14 protein-coding genes are annotated in these 18,068 nt (G+C 47.7%); 2 read left to right on the top strand and 12 right to left on the bottom strand.

Translation table 11 applies throughout. The annotated features are described in order from the left end of the window. Nucleotides 1-97: 97 nt before the first annotated feature. Nucleotides 98-3,946, bottom strand: coding sequence for a PEGA domain-containing protein (locus tag DWX32_RS05340; RefSeq protein ID WP_118659370.1), 3,849 nt, complete (start codon nt 3,944-3,946; stop codon nt 98-100). A 514-nt stretch (nt 3,947-4,460) separates the two neighbouring features. Here DWX32_RS05340 and DWX32_RS05335 point away from each other — a divergent pair. Beyond that, nucleotides 4,461-4,652, top strand: a complete 192-nt coding sequence (locus DWX32_RS05335) for a YlcI/YnfO family protein (protein ID WP_055220177.1) — start codon at nt 4,461-4,463, stop codon at nt 4,650-4,652. A 112-nt stretch (nt 4,653-4,764) separates the two neighbouring features. On the opposite strand, the gene DWX32_RS05330 is transcribed toward DWX32_RS05335, so the two are convergent. The 11 genes from DWX32_RS05330 to DWX32_RS05280 form a co-directional block, all read right to left on the bottom strand. Continuing rightward, a complete protein-coding gene (locus DWX32_RS05330; RefSeq protein ID WP_118659369.1) occupies nt 4,765-5,454 on the bottom strand; it encodes a metallophosphoesterase family protein in 690 nt (229 codons plus the stop codon). 125 nt (nt 5,455-5,579) lie between these two features. Continuing rightward, on the bottom strand, nt 5,580-7,409 hold the full coding sequence (locus tag DWX32_RS05325) for a vWA domain-containing protein (protein ID WP_118659368.1): 1,830 nt from the start codon (nt 7,407-7,409) through the stop codon (nt 5,580-5,582). 18 nt (nt 7,410-7,427) lie between these two features. After that, nucleotides 7,428-8,570, bottom strand: coding sequence for an AAA family ATPase (locus DWX32_RS05320; protein ID WP_243037558.1), 1,143 nt, complete (start codon nt 8,568-8,570; stop codon nt 7,428-7,430). Between the two features lie 53 nt (nt 8,571-8,623). After that, complete coding sequence (locus DWX32_RS05315) at nt 8,624-9,403, bottom strand: metallophosphoesterase (RefSeq protein ID WP_118594830.1); 780 nt, start codon at nt 9,401-9,403, stop codon at nt 8,624-8,626. 18 nt (nt 9,404-9,421) lie between these two features. Continuing rightward, nucleotides 9,422-10,078, bottom strand: a complete 657-nt coding sequence (locus DWX32_RS05310) for a metallophosphoesterase (RefSeq protein WP_117509785.1) — start codon at nt 10,076-10,078, stop codon at nt 9,422-9,424. Nucleotides 10,079-10,273: 195 nt separating this feature from the next. Then, nucleotides 10,274-10,993, bottom strand: coding sequence for a metallophosphoesterase (locus DWX32_RS05300; RefSeq protein WP_118594884.1), 720 nt, complete (start codon nt 10,991-10,993; stop codon nt 10,274-10,276). A gap of 81 nt (nt 10,994-11,074) precedes the next feature. After that, the gene (locus tag DWX32_RS20850; protein WP_368249762.1) at nt 11,075-11,176 is read right to left on the bottom strand and encodes a DUF6783 domain-containing protein; all 102 of its coding nucleotides are present in this window, start codon (nt 11,174-11,176) and stop codon (nt 11,075-11,077) included. A 474-nt stretch (nt 11,177-11,650) separates the two neighbouring features. Further along, complete coding sequence (locus DWX32_RS05295) at nt 11,651-13,138, bottom strand: FGGY-family carbohydrate kinase (protein WP_118659367.1); 1,488 nt, start codon at nt 13,136-13,138, stop codon at nt 11,651-11,653. A 319-nt stretch (nt 13,139-13,457) separates the two neighbouring features. Then, the gene (locus DWX32_RS05290) at nt 13,458-14,390 is read right to left on the bottom strand and encodes a transketolase family protein (protein ID WP_118594827.1); all 933 of its coding nucleotides are present in this window, start codon (nt 14,388-14,390) and stop codon (nt 13,458-13,460) included. After that, nucleotides 14,387-15,220 (bottom strand): transketolase, encoded by an 834-nt coding sequence (locus tag DWX32_RS05285; protein WP_117509781.1) that lies wholly within the window; start codon nt 15,218-15,220, stop codon nt 14,387-14,389. The genes DWX32_RS05290 and DWX32_RS05285 overlap by 4 nt, the downstream gene beginning before the upstream one ends. Before the next feature lie 5 nt (nt 15,221-15,225). Beyond that, a complete protein-coding gene (locus DWX32_RS05280) occupies nt 15,226-16,626 on the bottom strand; it encodes an L-fucose/L-arabinose isomerase family protein (protein WP_117814507.1) in 1,401 nt (466 codons plus the stop codon). A gap of 351 nt (nt 16,627-16,977) precedes the next feature. Here DWX32_RS05280 and DWX32_RS05275 point away from each other — a divergent pair, with 351 nt between their 5' ends. Continuing rightward, entirely contained in the window at nt 16,978-17,991 is a 1,014-nt protein-coding gene (locus tag DWX32_RS05275) for a LacI family DNA-binding transcriptional regulator (protein ID WP_117509779.1), read from the top strand. Nucleotides 17,992-18,068: the final 77 nt, after the last annotated feature.

Genomic DNA, 18,068 nt, shown 5'->3' with positions numbered 1-18,068 from the left:
AAAGCGGATATTCGCAATCCGCTTCGCCACTTACTTGATTCGTTTAAAATGTGGTGCATCAGATTTACTGATTCACCACATTTTAAACTTCTTTGTATTACGGAGTTACCGTTTCATCTTCTGCCACGTTTTCATCATCTGGCTCTGATTCTGATTTGGATACTGCTTCACCAGGTTCTGCTACTTCCGACTCCGAAATCACGCTCTCTGCAGTTGTTTCCGGTAATGGAGTTTCCTCAACAACCACTTTCTGCTCTGGCTGTTTTTTGTTTCGTACCTTTCCAGCGTACATTTCAATCTCTTCTGTGTCATCCACATCATCCATTTCCTGATCAATTCCACCGATGGTGTATGGGTCATTCTGATATTCAAGCGTGTTTACAGATTTAATGGTTTTGGTCGCTCCATCGAAATCGAAAACATGCCATAAGGTTCCTGGCTGATTTGTCGGAATCGTGTATGTTGCAATGTTTTTGCCTTCGAGGTAAACCTGAACTTTTGCTCCGGAAAGAGACATTTCATTGGCCACTTCACTGTAACTGTTGGTATAATCGTGTACGAAATAGCTGAACTTTTCGTCTGCTTTTACGTTACGTACTGTAATGGTTTCCGGACCATAACTACTTGTATCATCTACGTCTAAGTTTCCAACAGAATTTCCTTCGAAATCTGTCTGTCCGAACCAGATATGATACGGTTTGTCCGACGAGTAGCATGCAAGATGAGAATCCAGATCCCACGGCTCTTCGCCCCAGGTTAATACGATGCGGAGTTCTCCTGCGGTTTCACCGTCCCCATCTCCCGGTACAAGAACAATATTTGCTGTTTCAATCTGGTCTCCCGCTACTGTGATATTTTTGTAATTCGTCACATAGCCTTCTTTGCTGATTTCAAGCGTATAATTTCCATTTTCCATTGAAAGAGTATAGTCTGCATTTTCAAATACTCCTTCTGTCACAGCATCACCCGTTTGATTGTTCCAGCCTTTGCGTACAATGTAGGCTGTTTCTGTAATACCATCTCCCGTGACTGCATCGGTTATCGTTCCCTCTACAGAACCTGTATTAAAATCATCATGGCGCTCCACCATATAGATATCTTCTACATATCTGATTTCACTTTTCTGAACCAGAACTTCCGCAACCTTGTACGTCTGATAAGACGTTGCGGATACTGTAATTTCATAAGTTCCATCCTGCAGATTTTTGGTGCTGTACTTGCCAAACACATCGGTATAGAGAATTCTTTCTGTTTCTGTTCCTTCCTCTCTCCAGGCTCCGGCTCCTCCTGAAAAAACAGCAATTTCATTTTCTTCTGTTTCAAGGTTCCAGGCTCCATGGCTTCCGCCTCCACTGCCGCCTCCGGCTACGCTGTTTCCACCATTGCCGCTGCCTGCTCTGACTTTTCTGGAAATTCTGACTCTCGCGTTTTCTATCGGCAAACGTGTTTTGCTCGAGTAAACATATCCTGTGATACCGCCGCTGGCGTACGTACATTTTTCAACGCGGACTCCATTTTCCTTATGCATTTTTATTCTCAAGTTGTTGTTTTCATCATTTTGAAGCGGTTTGAATTCCAGATCAAAATCGAAATATTTCTTCAATACATCTCCAAGCAGGGAATCTGTATCGAGTCCATTTGTTGAGTATGGATATACCTTGATATCCTCGCATGCGAGACTTCCATTTTCTAAATCATGGTATGCAAATTCTGCCTCAACGCCTAAGCCTAAATCTGCATAATAGCCTGCTAAATCAAAAACACTGTACAAAGTCAACAGACCTTTTATGCCAATACCGCCTTCCATATTTCCCTTTACCTCAAGGGTATCAACACCATGATGAAAATCGAAAATGCCTCTCCATGTTCCATCTTTATATTCAAATCCCTGTGTTGATTCAACGCTATATGAAATATGTAAGGATCCATCTGCTTTGTATGAACAGAAAAGTACAACATCAAAGGTAAAACCGGTAGCCCCTATTGTAATTGGAAAACGCATTAATTCTACCTGACCACTGTCAGCAAATTCTTTTTCCGCCGTAATATCTTCATTTGCATTTTCCGTGACAGCAAGTTTAAGTTCATTTACCGAAACACCATTTACTCCAACGTCAACATTTACAACGCACAGAATTTCAGGAATTTCAAAATCAATTTTTCCTTTTCCTTCATCATTCGAACCAATATTAAATTCAAAATTCTTTTCGTAGCCAACATCAATAACACCACCTGCTCCTATATTAGCCTGTGTTGCAATTCCGTATTCATCCGTGTCAGCAGCTCCTCCGATAAGTGCTGTACCGCCTCCGACAAAATCAATTTTGCTGACCACTTCCCATAATTCTGGCTTTATGCATGTCAGAATCAGTTTCTCGCCATCCTCTGTTACCGTAGTTGCTTTGAGCGCGATACCTGAAATATAAACTTCATTCGCAGGAAGGATCATAACACTTCCTTCTCCGATTTTTTCTGTCTCGGTTGTTTTCGGAAGTGTAACTGTATAGGTTCCATCCGCATTCTCTACAACTGTATAATCTGTGATATTTTCCAGTTCTTTTTTCAATACACCATCTACGTACTGTGTATTATCATGCGGCTCTTCACCAATTGTTGTGTCTTCCTGTCTGATTTCATCAATTTCACAGAAAATCGATTTAACATCTTTCTTGGAAAGCAACGCATGCGGCTGGAACTGGTTTTCTGTATTTAATTCCAGAAATCCTTTCCCTACTGCAATTGCTGCTTCATTTTGATATGTAATACTATCCCAATCTGTCCAACTGTTCGTATCATACGAATGTATTCCATTGAATCCCATTGCATGTACTGCCGTATAAGCCGCAAATTCGCGTGTTGCCGGTTCATCTGGATAGAAAAACGGGATATCCTGCTCCAGATCTTCGATATCCGGTGGCGGCAGGATTCCATATTTCTCTGCGATTTCGATTGCTGCTTCATACGCATTTCCTGCCGTATCCGCATAATAATGGTTTAAGGAATCCGGATCTGTATCCAGGTTCATTTCAACCTTTTCAGCGAGCATCTGCACCCACTCACCGCGTGTATATGTTTTGGTGTCGTCCGATGGATCATCTGACTTCACGTAGGTATATTCAACTTTTGCTTTCAGCTCCACGGTAGTCTGATCCACAAGAATATTCTTGGAAAGCTCCATGACCTTTCCTATGTTTACACTTTGTGCTTCTGCTCTTGCCCGTTCCGGAAATACGCCTGCAACGGTGCTTCCCGTCATAATCAGGCACAGAAACCACGCCAACATTTTATTTCTTCTGTTTTTTTTCTTTAGTGCAACAACAACGGCTGCTCCTGCCAGCACCAGCAGTACAACCCAAACAATAATTTTGGTGTTGTCACCCATTTTCGGTGCAGATTTCAGTTTCTCAGCCTTTAAGGACTGGCCATTTTGCTTTGCGTTTCCAGTTCCCTGATCTTTTGTTAATGTCGTTCCGGAATCCTTGCTGCCCGTTGTCGTACCAGGATTCTTCGTGTCATTTGCTACGTTTCCATTTCCTGGCTTTTCATTATCTGTCGGATTCTTTTTGTCATCTCCAGAAGGATTTTCCTTATTTTCATCATCCTTCTTGTCATCTGATGCTTTTACCGTACAAACCGTTGTCAACGTAACGGTTTCTCCAGCCTGCAGAGATTCCATCTTTTTTGTTGTCTCCGCATTTTCGGCCAGCACAAAATTTTCCGGCAAAATATTTTCCAGTGACAGATTCGTTACTGCTGTATCATTTGTATTGGTTACAGTTAAAGTAACTTTGATTTCTTCACCCTGCTGGTAAGTTTCTTTGTCTGTTGTCAAGGCTGCTTCGATTCCATCCTGAAGCAGCGATGCTGCAAGAGCAGGCTGTGTCATCATTCCGGTGCATAAAAGCAGTGCCAGAAAGACAACTTGTAATTTCTTCCACACTTTCATACGTCTTCTCCCTCGTAAATGTAAAATTTCGATCCTTTTTCTCTGAATATCTGCCGCTTATGCTGTCTTCAGGATCCCTGGCGCCTTCCGTCAATGGAAAGGCGGCTTTTCTTGCTCTGCATCCAATCATTAGCTGAGCAGAGCAATGAATAGTTCATTTTCCTCCTTCTTCTGTTGTATTTCTTTTAGTGTAATACATCCTCCCTTTATTTGCAATATATTTTGTCTTGCGTTTTGCAATGCATATTTCATCGTTATTATGCAATACAATAAAACAGACTGGGATTCCAGTACTCTTTAAAATCAGAATACAGCCAGAAAAAAGCGCACTGAAATAAGCTGTCCCCCAAACAGCTTTTTCTTCATTTTTCGATTTCGCAGATTCGAAAAATTTATTTTTTGTCGAACTTTTTTTGAAACACCTTTGTTATGTTTTATGCTGCCCGTAGTTTCCACATAAGATCCGGAAGCATGCTCCGTTCTTATATTCTCCGGCAGCAGAATGGAGTTTGATATGGCATTTCAGTTAAAAGGCAACCGCAAGGAAACGGAAAACAAAACCATCCGTTTCCCCATTCACCTGATCGATCAGATCGAACAGGCAATTTCCGATTCTGACCAGGACATTACCTTTTCCAGTTTTGTGATTCAGGCGTGTGAGTATGCGCTGGATCACATGGACGCCCCGTCAGAAGAACACAATTAACTTTTATTTTTTTCAAAGCAGATTTTTATGGTTCGATGTGCATTTTCTGGCTGTTCTCTGCTTCTATTTTATCTTACCATGCTTCTTATTTTTTTCAGGACAAGATCCTGTCCTAACTCAACTCCACAACCTCATCATACAGACACACAAACACCTCTTCCACTTCCGCATCTTCATGAAAGTGTCCGAAATACCATTTCTGAAATTCTGTCTCATCCGCCACGCGCTGCAGGTACTGGCGGAGTTCCACCTCATCGTCAGACAGCTCTCCATACCCCATTGCCGCGGCCACATCTCTTGGGGCTGTGTGGGTCAGTATGTAGTCCACCTGGAAATCTTCTTTTTCCAGATTTGCCCATCCTTCTTCGTACTCTTCCCGTGACGGAATTTCTTCCGGGAACCACGAAATTCCCTCCGCGCGGGACATTTTGTCGATGCTGTAAGCACCTCCGAAGGTAAAGAATTTCAGCCCGTCAATCGTAAAGATCTGGCCGCGCATCAGATGGATCATATTGTCCTCAATGATATGCACCTTTCCGCCGTTCCACTGCTCCACGGCGTAGGAATTCAGCTGTTCGAAGTTCTCATGATTTCCGTCGATAAACAGTGTCGTCACCGGCAGACTTCGGAAAACGGCTCTCGTATTCGCTTCGTATGCTGCGGAAAAGCCACAGATGCCGACATCTCCGCAGATGATCAGACAGTCATCCCGGGTGTACTCGTCTTCGTGCTCGTTAAAATAGCGTACAACTTTTTCAATATCAAAGGTGCCATGGGTATCGCCTGTAATGACAATGCTCATTCTCAGCGTCTCCTCTCGTGTTCTCTGTTTCTGTTCTCTAAAGTATCGCAAAACATCATCCACAAATTCTGTCCGCTTTCTCTGCCGCTGCTATCGTTTCTTGCAGAGACACAGACTACGCCGCACTATTCCCGAAAATAAAACACTTCTCCCCGTGCCCGGAACGGCAGCCGGTTTCCTCTCGGAAGCAGAAATGCATGCTCTCGTCTTACCTTCAGGTCATTCTCAATCTCCCCGTCCGTAATAATCAGAATCGGCCCGTCCTTTGGAAAATCGTTCGCCTGTTCCAGACAATCCACGCCCGGCTGCAGTATGGTTCCTCCTCGTCCCGTGACTTTTACCCGTCCGGCAATATCTTCCGGTGCCAGATATCCCGCATCCGTCGCTTTGGCATCACAGAAAATGATTCTCACGAACGGAACATCTTTCGCCGCGGCATAGCTGGCGATGGAGCCAAGTGCCATACCGATCTGTTTTGCACTCATGGAACCGGACGTGTCCACGACCACACCGAAGGTCCGGCTCTCCAGATCCTGCTCGTAATACGCATATCCTGGTCTTGGAATGTCCGGCGTGGCACCCTGCCGTCTGCTCGGCCGCGCATAGGTACGGTGTTTTTCCAGCGGTGGAAACTGTACGTCAAACCACTTCGCCAGCGCGGCATCCCAGGGAATGACCGGCATCGCAAGCGTCCTGATTTCCTGCACCAGCCCGGCCGGCAGGAAACCACGATTGTGCTCCTGATGGTAATCCAATCCCTCCCGCAGTGCATTTTTCAGCAGTTCATCCAGGCTGACCCCGTTTTCTCTTCCAGTAAAATGCGGTCTGTTTCCGTTAAACATATCACCTCTGCCAAAGCCCCGGAAGGTGTTTAGTTTTTTGTACTTTCGGATCTCTTTCACGATCAGATCATAGATACTTTCTGCCGATTTGTTGTGAAGTGTTTCATCATACAACAGCCCATCCGGCGGCATTCTGCCGATCTCCATTTCGTGCAGCCAGTCGTTGATGACGTAGTCGCAGGCGATGTTCCACAAAAAGAAGTCACGCCCATTGCACCGTTTCTGGTGCTGCAGTCCGGCATGGAGATATTCATGCGCGAGAACAAAAATCCACTCTTCCTCCGAAAATCCGCACGACGGATTGGCATAAATGATTCCCTGCTCTGCGTCAACCGCTGCAATATGGATTTCATACCGATGGCACATTTCAATGTCCTCCACAATTTTAAATGTAGCTGCAAGACCTCCAAGCAGCGGATAATGGGACAGGAACCATTCTGCTGCTCTGGAAATGACGGTATTCTTTTTCGTTTTAAGATCGTATCCTCCCGCATCGCAGAGTGCAGATTTGATGGAATGAGTGACTGCATAGGAAAATTTTTCAGCATATGCATTTCTTTCTCCCTTTTTATAAACGATCGGCCGTTCTACCCCGATCATATCCTTTAATTTTTCAGAGTTTGTCCCGCAGATCTGCGCACCATTATCCTGGTGCTTCAACAGATATTCATAAATTTTCTGCTCGCTGTTCAGTTTGATCGGATATGCTTCCGCCGGATCTGCGCAGATCGGCTCGCCGAGGCGGATGTCATAAAGGAATCTGGTGATGTAGATATCACAGGCTTTGTTCCAGAGTGCCGGGACAAATTCGCAGTCGGAAGGGATGCTCGCTTTGTCAAAGTGGCCGAACGCCAGGTGCAGAAGGTTGTGTGCCATCACATAGCACCATTGTTCCGGCGACAGGTTCGCCCGCATGTTGACGTAGATATCTCCATCTTTCGTAACACAGGCCAGACTTCCTTTTGCATTCAGATGGGAGGGCTTTGCAGTGATGTACCCATCCAGTTGATGGAACAGTGTATTTTTTTCCAGCAAACCAAAGCCGGCCTCCACTCTGCGGTACCCGGCCGGCTTTTCTTCTTCGCGGTAATACCTGCTTCGAACGTATGGCATCCTTTTCTCCTTCCTTTTTCATCCGACGAGCCGCGGCAGATCACGGATGATTTCCATCATAAACCAGTCCGGCAGTGCCTCCGCCCCATCAGCTGCGACGATCATCTGGGCGATTTCGAAATTGATGACTGCGAGTTCTTTGATCATGCCCTTGGCGCGGTACGCAAAGGAAAGCATGCCGCCGGAAATTCCCTGCTTGCTTTTCGGCAGTTCTGCAAGCAGTCTGGCGCGGAAGGACTGTGCGAGAAAATACAGCACATCCCGATTTTCCGGCTTGTCCGGCCATTTTGCTTTCTGCGCGATAATGTCATCCAAGAGATGTGTGTTGCGCAGTGTTTTTGTGTAAGCAAGAAACATCCCCGCATGCTGTTCCAAGAGGCAGGCGTACGCCATCATTTTTAATGTTTCCTGCGAAATATCCTGCTCCCCGGCCCGGTATTCCTTCAACGCATCGCTCAGCATGTGCCAGGAACGCGGGGTGGAAAACGGTTCTTCGGTTTTCGGCGGTTCGGAAAAGAGGTGATCCGGCCGCTGGATGATATAGTCAATGACCCACGGATGGAGTCCTTCTGCCTGCGCCCACTTGATCCACTGTCCCACATCCGCTTTCAGCTGCACATGGAACATACGGTTTAAAAGGGCGGACGACATCGTTTTTACGATCGCGCTGTCCTCGGCACGGTTTCCTGCTCCGATCACAATGCTTCCCTCCGGAAGATGGTATTCTCCGATCCGCCGCTCATGGATCAGAGAATAGAAGGCTTTCTGCACTTCCTGCGTACAGGCGTTGAGTTCGTCCAGGAACAGGACATATGGCTCTTTTCTGGCGATCATTTTCGGCGGAAGGAATTCCGATGTCTCGCCCCGGATCTGCGGAATGCCGATAATGTCCTCCGGCGCGAGCTGGCTTCCGAGGAGCGACACGCACGGCAGGCCGACTTCGTCTGCGAATTTTTCCACTAACGCGGATTTTCCGATGCCGGGTGCACCCCAGATAAAGACCGGCCGTACCGGCGCAACCTGAAGCAAAACTTCTAATAATTCATCCTGTGTTACACTAACTGGTAAATGCATCTGATCTACTCCCTTCTGTTCGGATCCTGTTTCTTTGTCAAAGCGGATATCCGCAAGCCGCTTCACTCCTTGCTTGATTCGGTTCAATCACTTTTTCCGCCCTGCCGTGATTTTGCTGTGCTGCATTACAATATTTCTCACTATATTTCTCTGTATTTTCCCGTTTCACTGTCATATTCCAGCACCGGAATTTTTCCGCTCCGCCAAGTGGTTCCATCGAGATAATAGTGACTCTGACCGTCGTGCCAGATACCGTCATATGTCCTGTTTCCGCTGATTTTTGCCGTGGAAATGTGGCCCGCAATCACATCCTTATGGAATGCTCCACGACTTACTGTTCTTTTTCCAACCATCAGCTCCCTGCTGGTCACGCACAGCCAGTCTTTTTCGCCCCATTCGGCAATTCCGGCGTGCACCAGAATCTGGCGCTCTGTTTCATAAAAATAAGGAAGATGGCACATCCAGGTAATCAGTTCCCCCGCATCTTCGAGCATCAGCCGTACTGCTTCTGCATTTCTGGAATCCTCTGAGAGGTGTGCTTCTTTTTCCAGAAACTCTTGAAAATGTTCTTCTTTCAGAAAGCTGTGCAGCGTTTCATAGTCTCCATCTGCATCCGATGCCAGCCATTCCCGGCTGCGATATCGCTCCACACTGCCGATATGCCGGTTGACATCCGCATATTCTTCCAGCCAGTCCAGCAGTGCTTTTTCATGATTTCCCATCAGGGCAATGACTTTTTCCGAACCATATTTTTCCTGCAATGCCCTGACTTTTTCCAGCACCGCCCGGCCATCTGGCCCATAATCTATGTAATCGCCCAACAGAATCAGCTGGTTTTTCCCCGAAAGATCTGTTTTTTTCAGAGCTGCCTCGAATGCCTCCAGAAATCCGTGAATATCCGACATCATATATCGCTTCATTGCTTTTCCTCTGTTTGTTTATACGTAGAAAGTTTCCTTCGTTTCCAGGCAAAGGCATCCCAGTCTTCCATTCTCAAAGCCGCAGCCGCAGTCACACAGATAGACGTTTTCTTTTTTATTCTTCCAGATGGATCCATTTCCCATGTTCTGATGGCCGCAGACGGAAATATATCCATGCACTCCCTCATGAAGAAAAACCTTGTACCACAAATCCCCCATCAGATAATAGTTGTCCAGTTTCCATTTCCCCGGTTCTGCCGTACAGGCATGGGCAAGCAGATACGGCTGACCATCTACCTCGATTTCCACCTGTACCGGCCAGGAAAGGATGCGCTCTGCGAGCTGCTTTAAATCAACTTCCGTCAGGCGTTCCTGTAAAAGATGGAAGGAATTGTACGGATACGGCTGCAGGAGGGCGCGGTCTCTCTCATCCATCCCGTAATAGTGGAAAATGTAATTGGCAAGCCAATGATCGTGGTTGCCGCGGATCACAGTACATTTTTTCCCCAGCTTCAATACCTGAAAATACACGCCCGCCGGGTCTGGATGATCCATGCAGCGGTCAAACAAATCACCAAGCAGATACAGGTGGTCGTCCTCTTTGAGATCAATTTTTTCCAGCAATTTCATGAACCGCCAGCTGTCGTTATGTATATCGGTAATAATATAGTGCATCCAAAATCTCCTTTTCTTTCGCAGCTTTCGTGTCAGCTCCTGCAATCTTCAAAGCTTTTGTTATCCGCTCATTTTTCCCAAAACGGCTTTCCTGCTTGTGTTTTGGCATGTCCTGTTTCAAAAATCTTCCCGCTTGTTCTGCTGGTTCCGAATCCCGGTCTTCTGATACTGGCATCATGGAACGTCTAAAATCGTTCACCCATTGTTGTCCGAACTGTAAAACTCTTCCCCCGTTTCCAGACAGATTGCCGCCAGCCGCCCTCCCGGGAAGCATGCGCCGCAGTCGATCGCAATGTGGTGATATTTTTTATAAATATACCCGGGATTATCATTTTCCGGAATCGTCTGCGTCGGTGTATGTCCTGTTACCAGATTTGTATCCGCAAAGTATTCCTTCTGATAATCTGGTCTGGCCCATACAAGATCGTGCAGGGAATATTCCTCGATCCTCTTTTCCGGTGTGAATCCACCCAGCCCTCCATGCACCAGCAGATACTGTTTTTCTCCCACTGTAAGCTCCTCATACAGACTGAAATCCTCCAGAAAATTCAGTACTTCCTCCCGCATCTCCGAATCCAGCGCCCGAAATTCCCGGATCGTAGCATCACCGCCGTTATACTTCCAGAGAACCAGATTGTCCAGCAGTTCAGCATCCACTTCCTCGATGGCAAGATCTGTGATTTCCTGACAGAGAAACCGCAGACATTCCAGCGCCATCACCTCATGGTTCCCCACGATACAGAACGCATTCGGCATTTCCATCAGTTTCAATATCACCTTAATCGGATGCTCACCCCGGTCTAAAACATCACCAAGAACATAGAGTGTATCTGTATCTTTCAATTCAATTTCTTCCAGCAGCTCCATAAATCTCTCATACTCACCGTGAATATCAGAAATAACGTAAGTAGCCATAAACAGAATCCTCCCTTTTTCATCCATACGAATCTGCATACGTTCTCCATTACCAGCTTATCTTACCATACTTCCTGTTTTTTACCGGACAAACTCTTGTCCCTCCTTTTTTTGCATAATGTACACTCTAGAGCGTGTCTGAAAAAGGCTTTTCGCAAGCTGCGAGTCCCAGTTTGTGGAAATGATTTTTCAGACACGCTCTAATACATCTTCTATTGAACTTTCCTTCATGCGAAATCCCTTTTTCTTGATACTATACCACATCTATTTTTTTCTTCATTGAACTACAAGTTTAATCCTCTTTTTCTTGCTGTTTTCTCGCATTCTATCAGCATTACGCGCTGTTTATACAGCGCCTTTTATTTCTGTACAATTTATTCTCTATATGCAAAAAAGGAACGTTCTATCCAAATCGTTCCTTTTTGTTTGTAGATTATTTTATTTTTCAAATTTCTCAATCACGCACGTATGCGTCTTCGTTTTCTTATCATAAACGCGTATTTGCCGAGTGTACAGTAATGCCCGCGTCCCCCCTTCGTCATCCCACCGTCAGGCGCAAAAAATCTCCCGCCGCACAGAGCCTCTTGCCCTCCGAAACAGTGCCTGTCCGGGGACTTGTGCTCTGTGGGGCGGGAGGCCTTTTACACCGTCCGTCCCCTATTTACTTAATACCCCGTCGACCGCCGCTTTCCATCCGGCATATTTTTTCTCCCGGATTTCATCGTCCATCTTCGGTTCATACACACTTCGTTTCATATTTCCCGCGAGCTTCTCCAGATCATACACACCTGCCGAAATACCCGCCATATAAGCCGCTCCAATCCCGGAAAGCTCCTCCGCGTCCGGAATATTTACGCGTTTATTCGTAATATCGCTCTGGAACTGCATCAGATATCCGTTTCGTGTCGGGCCGCCGTCTACACGGAGTTCCTCGATCCGCATGCCGGTATCCTGCTCCATCGCACGGGCAAGGTCGGTGATCTGGTAGGCGATACAGTCGAGAGCCGCTTTTACCACCTCGGCTTTTCCTGTGGTGCGGGTAATTCCGCTGATCGATGCCGTTGCTTTCTCATCCCAGTGCGGCGCGCCAAGCCCGGTAAACGCCGGAACCAGATACGTGCGGTCTGCCGGATTTGCCTCCCTTGCCAGTCCTTCCGTCTCTTTTGCCGAAGAAATCAGCTTCAGGTCATCCTTCAGCCAGGTAATCACAGCTCCGGTGTAGTTCAGGTTGCCTTCCAGCACATAGTCCACCTTGCCGCCTCTTCCCCACGCAAGCGAAGTCACAACGCCGTGACTGCTTTTAATCGGCTTGTCTCCAATGTTCATCATCAGCGAAGAACCCGTTCCGTACGTCGCCTTGATCATGCCCGGTTTTAAACAGCCCTGTCCGAACAGAGCCGCATGAGAGTCGCCTAATACACCACAGATCGGAACCGGCTCGGAAAACAATCCTTCCATCGTCGTGGTTCCATACACCGCATCGGAATCGCACACCCTGGCCAGCGCACAAGCCGGAATCCCGAACATCTCGCAGATCTTCTCATCCCACGCCAGTGTTTTCAGATTAAACAACTGCGTTCTCGACGCATTTGAAAAATCCGTCTTAAATGCATGATCTCCCGTCAGCTTGTAAACCAGCCAGCTGTCGATGGTGCCAAGGCAGAGCTCCCCGTCTGCAGCACGTTTCTGTCTTTCTTCTCCGCCGTTTCGAAGCAGCCACGCCATCTTTGCAGCAGGAAAATAAGCCGAAAGCTGCAGACCCGTCGCCTCGCGGATCTCCTCTGCGTGCCCCTGCTCCGCAATCTCCTGCGTAATCCCGCTTGCGCGTCCGCACTGCCATACAATGGCCTCTTCCAGTGGTTCCCCGGTCGCCTTATCCCAGATCGCCGTCGTCTCACGCTGATTGCTGATGCCGATTCCGGCGATTGTTTCCGGTGCAACACCGGACTCTGTCACCAGCGTTTTTACCGTCTGTACTGTATTTCGGTAAATCTCATTCAGATCATGGGACACCCATCCCTTTTCATTGACGATCTGCCGATGCGGCAGGTCGGTACGGCGGAGTAAATGTCCCTCCCCATCAAAGAGCAGCGCTTTCGTTCCCTGCGTGCTCTGGTCAATTCCGATGATATACCTTTTCTCCATTTTTTCAGCTCCATTCCTAAAATTTTATAAATATCCAGATTCCCATCTCGAATAACGCTGAATGCACCCTGTTTTTCAACACACCATGCGTCATTTTCTATTGTCGCAGCATTCACCCTGCCCCTATAGGCAAGATCTTTGGCGATTACCACACATTCCAACATCTTCCGCAGAACGATTTATTCCTGATTATATAGAAAAAGTTCCTGCGTTCCCGGATTTTCTTCCGCCCGGGCACGCAGGAACATGGCATACGCAGACCTGCGGCAGTTTACAGTTCCCTGCGGGCTATCACATTCACCGCTGATTCCATTTCTGATTAAGCCAGTAATTCTTTCGCTTTTTTTGCAATGCCCTCGGCATTCAATCCATAATAGTCAAATACTTCTTTGGAAGTTCCCGTAATCACCGGCGCATCCGGCAGAGACATAGGAATGACTTTGCGCGGGCATTCCGCACCGACCACCTGACTCACCATCGATCCAAGACCGCCGAATGGAGCGTGCTCTTCGATCGAAATGACAACTTTTGCCTTCTTTGCAGCTTCTACCAGGCCCTCTTTGTCCAGCGGTTTCACACAGTACATATCGAGCAGTCCTGCGCTGATTCCCTCTTCTTTCAGCATAGCAGCCGCATCGAGCGCCGGGCGGACCATCTCACCGCAGGCTACCAGTAAAACATCGGTGCCTTCCGAGAGAGCCGTTGCCCTATCCATCTCAAACGGGGTATTTTCTTCGCTGTAAATATCCGCAACGGCATTTCTTCCCACTCGGATATAAGCCGGTTTTTCATCGGTAAGGAGCGCCTCAACCAGTTTTGCTGTCTGGAAGCGGTCGCTCGGCAGATAAACGCGCATGTTCGGAATAGCTGCCATTGCTGCGATGTCCTGTGCAGAATGATGGCTCATGCCGAGTGCACCGTAGCTCACACCGCCGCTGATACCGATCAGCTTTACATTGGTGTTGGAGTATGCACAGTCAATCTTTGCCTGCTCATAGCTTCTTGTAGAAAGGAAGCACGCCGGAGATGCCGCAAATGCTTTCTTGCCGCATTTTGCAAGACCGGCAGAAACGCTGACCAGATCCTGCTCCGCAATACCCATCTCCACAAACTGCTCCGGATACGCATTTGCAAACGGTGTCAGGGAAGCACTTCCCCTAGAATCGCTGCAGAGCACCACGATATCTTTATCCGTCTCGGCATGTTTCATTAAAACCTCGCAAATGGCCTGTCTGTTTGGAATCTTATTCATGACAGTGCCTCCTTTCTCTCATCCAGATCCTTCATGATCTGTTCTACTTCCTCCGGTGTCGGCACTTTATGATGCCACTCCGCCTTATTTTCCATCACGGAAGAACCACAGCCCTTCGTTGTGTTTGCAATAATAACCGTCGGTTTTCCCTTGCAGTGTTTCGCCAGCTCAAACGCATGAACGAGCGCGTCCATATCGTTGCCCGGTACGGAAAGAACATTCCATCCGAACGCTGCCCATCTCTCCTCCTGGCTGTCCTGTTTCATGACATCCTCGGTATTTCCGGAGATCTGCAGACGGTTGCGGTCTACGATCGCACAGAGGTTGTCCAGCTTGTAGTTTCCTGCGGACATTGCGCCCTCCCAGACAGAGCCTTCTGCCAGCTCGCCGTCACCCATAACGGTGTAGACACGGTAATCTTTTTTATCCATTTTTCCTGCCAGCGCCATTCCCACGCAGACCGGAAGTCCGTGGCCGAGAGAACCGGAATTCATCTCGATGCCCGGCAGTTTATTGTTCGGATGGCCGATGTACGGGCTGCCGAATTTGGAGAATTTTTCGATGACCTCTTCCATCGGGAAGAACCCCTTTGCCGCAAGTACTGCATAATATGCCTCAACGGAATGACCTTTACTCATTACAAAACGGTCGCGGTCCGGGTCGTCCATGTTCTTAGGGCTGATGTTCATCTCTTTAAAATACAGCGCTACAAGCACATCAATGACACTCATGTCACCGCCAATGTGGCCGCCCTTGCCGGAAACTACCATTTCCACTACTTTCTTCCGCAGATCATACGCCAGACAACTCAATTCCTTGTATTCACTCATGATTTTCATTCTCCTCTTAAATATGCTTTGACATCTTCCTCGATCGGATCATATAAATCCGGGGCAATGCCGATGTATTTGCATGCTTCATACAGAACCGGCACAACGTTCTCGTGGATACCGACACAGTGGTGGATGTATGGTCCTTCCACGATTTTTGCCTCGAGGCGTTTCAGGTTCTGTACCTCAACCCATACGTAGGTTCCCTTCGTGTAAGGTCCCTCGACACCTTTTGCATTTCCAAGCAGCAGGGAGTACTCTCCGTTGTCTCCGTCGAAACGCGCCAGTGTCATTTCGCCTAATTTTGCCTGTGCCTCTACAGCGCCCGGATGGCTGAATGCCAGAGGATAACCGATCGTCGGTTTTTCCTGTGCAACAGAAATCGGCCACGGTCCGCAGTGCTGAAGCAGCTCGCCGTTCTCGTTGTCCGGGTGGCGCACCGTCCAGTCGGCAAAGAAGCTTCTCTTATCGTTTCTGCCGGCAGCCTCTACCATCAGAGCGGTGATGGCGCCATGGATATCGGTCTCACAGACGACCGGAATTCCCTCTTCGTTCAGCAGAGAGTTTGCCGCACACGGCATGATGCCAATCTCACCCTGCAGTGCGTTCCAGCACTGGATCGCGATAGCATTGCAGGAATATTTTGCAGCCAGATTCTTCATCGCAACCTTCAGAGCTGCTACATTTTCCAGTTCTTCCGGTTTGATCTTTACACACATATTGGTATTGCAGTATGCAACAACTTTTTCTACCTCGCTGCCCTCTGCTTTTACTTTTTTCATCTCCGCAGTCAGTTCCGGGAGCGGAATCGGGGAAAGCTGAATGTTGAATTTTTCCAGCAGCTCGCCCTCATTGCACATGGTGGACCAGAAATCGAACGGACGCGGTCCGATCTGAAGGATTCTGGTGTGGCGGAAGGTATCTACCACATTACATACAGCAAGGAAATCCTTGATGCCGCGCTCAAATTCCGGATCGGTCAGACGGCAGTTCGTCATATAGGTGAACGGAACACCAAAACGGCGCAGCACTTTTCCGGTTGCAAACAGGCCGCACTGGCTGTCGCGGAGACGCACACCGTTCTCATCCGGTCTCTCATCGCGCGGTCCCCAGAGGAGTACCGGAAGCCCCATTTCCTTTGCCAGTCTTGCACAGACATATTCCGTTCCGAAGTTTCCGTGCGGGAAGAAAATTCCCTTTACGTTTTCACGGCGGAATTTCTCCTGGATTTTCTCACGGTCCGCCTCATCGTAAAACAGACCCTCCTCATTGATGTCTGTGATATCGACAAATTCAACGCCGAGCTCTTTTAAACGCTCTCTCGTCAGGTTGGCGTATTTTACGGCATCCGGGGCACTGAAAATGCTTCTTCTCGTAGGTGCAAATCCGATCTTAATTGATTTCATATTCATTTCCTCCACTTAATTTTCTTTAAACTCTGCTAAATTATGTCTTGAATTTCCCTGTTCTTTATGGCTCTTATATTACTAAATTCTTTTGAACTTGTCAACATCTATTCAGCTTTATTAAATCTTTTTTAGTAATTTATACAAAAAAGAATGGCTGTTTTTATGCATTTCTTCATATTTCATTTTTTTACAGTTCAGAAGTTGACTTCTTTTTTAATTCATATTAAAATCAATGCATAAGTTTAATATTTTTCAGATAAATACTGAAATAAATTTCAACATCCCGCATGCACAAAACAAACGAAAGCACCATGCGGGCTGATTTTATCGAACAGGAGCTGAACTCTTATGAATATTTCTGCGAAAGAACTGGCAAAGCTGATCAACGTATCGCCTGCCACGGTTTCTATGGTTTTCAATAACAAACCCGGCATCAGCGATGCCACAAGAGAGCTGGTTTTAAAAACCGCAGCCGAGTATGGCTATGCGCCGAAAAAAACTGAAGCCTCCGGCGCTTCCTCCCGCATTATTCAGCTGGTCAATTATAAAAAGCACGGAAAGGTCGCTGCCGACACGCCGTTTTTCTCCCAGCTGACCGAAGGAATCTCCACCGAATGCACCCGCCAGGGCTGTGCGCTTCATATCTCCTATTTTTATGAGACCATGGATATTGACAGCCAGCTCGATGCACTCCGCGCTGTGGACTGTGAGGGCATTCTTCTTCTTGCAACCGAAATGGCTCCGTCCGATTTCCGCAAGTTCCGCGATTTTTCTGTTCCGATCGTTGTCGTGGACTGCTATTACGATGAGCTCGATTACGACTGCGTTCTGATCAACAACATTCAGGGGGCGTTCAACGCCACGAATTATCTGATTCAGTGCGGACACAAAAACGTGGGCTACTTTCACTCGAGCCTCGACATCAGCAACTTCTCCGAACGCGCCGACGGCTACTACAAAGCGCTCCGTGCAAACGGCATCAGCACCTCGCATCCATATGTTCACCTGGTTTCCCCGACCTCGGACGAAGGCTACCGCGACATGCTGCGCCTTCTCGAATCGAAAGCTCCGATCGCGGATGCCTACTTTGCCGATAATGACATCATCGCGGCGGCCGCCATGCGTGCACTGCGTGAAAACGGCTACCGCATCCCGGAGGATGTCTCCATCATCGGCTTTGATGACGTTCCGATGTGCGATATGATGGTTCCGCCGCTTTCCACCATGAAGGTCAGAAAACGCGAGCTTGGCGCCACTGCCGTCCAGCGCCTGCTTGACCGCGTGGCCGATCCGAAACGCGAATGTCTGAAAATGTGCATGGCAACCAAGCTGGTGAAGCGCCAGAGTGTTTCCAGACGTTAAAGCTTTTTGGATGAGGCTGTCGTCCAGCGCGTGTCTGAAAAATCATTTCCGCAAACCGGAACTCGCAGCTTGCGAAA

The organism is Blautia sp. AF19-13LB, assembly GCF_003479105.1.
Taxonomy (GTDB): domain Bacteria; phylum Bacillota; class Clostridia; order Lachnospirales; family Lachnospiraceae; genus Fusicatenibacter; species Fusicatenibacter saccharivorans.
Note: the sequence above shows the minus strand (reverse complement) of the source record. Positions and strands in the feature narration are given on the sequence as shown.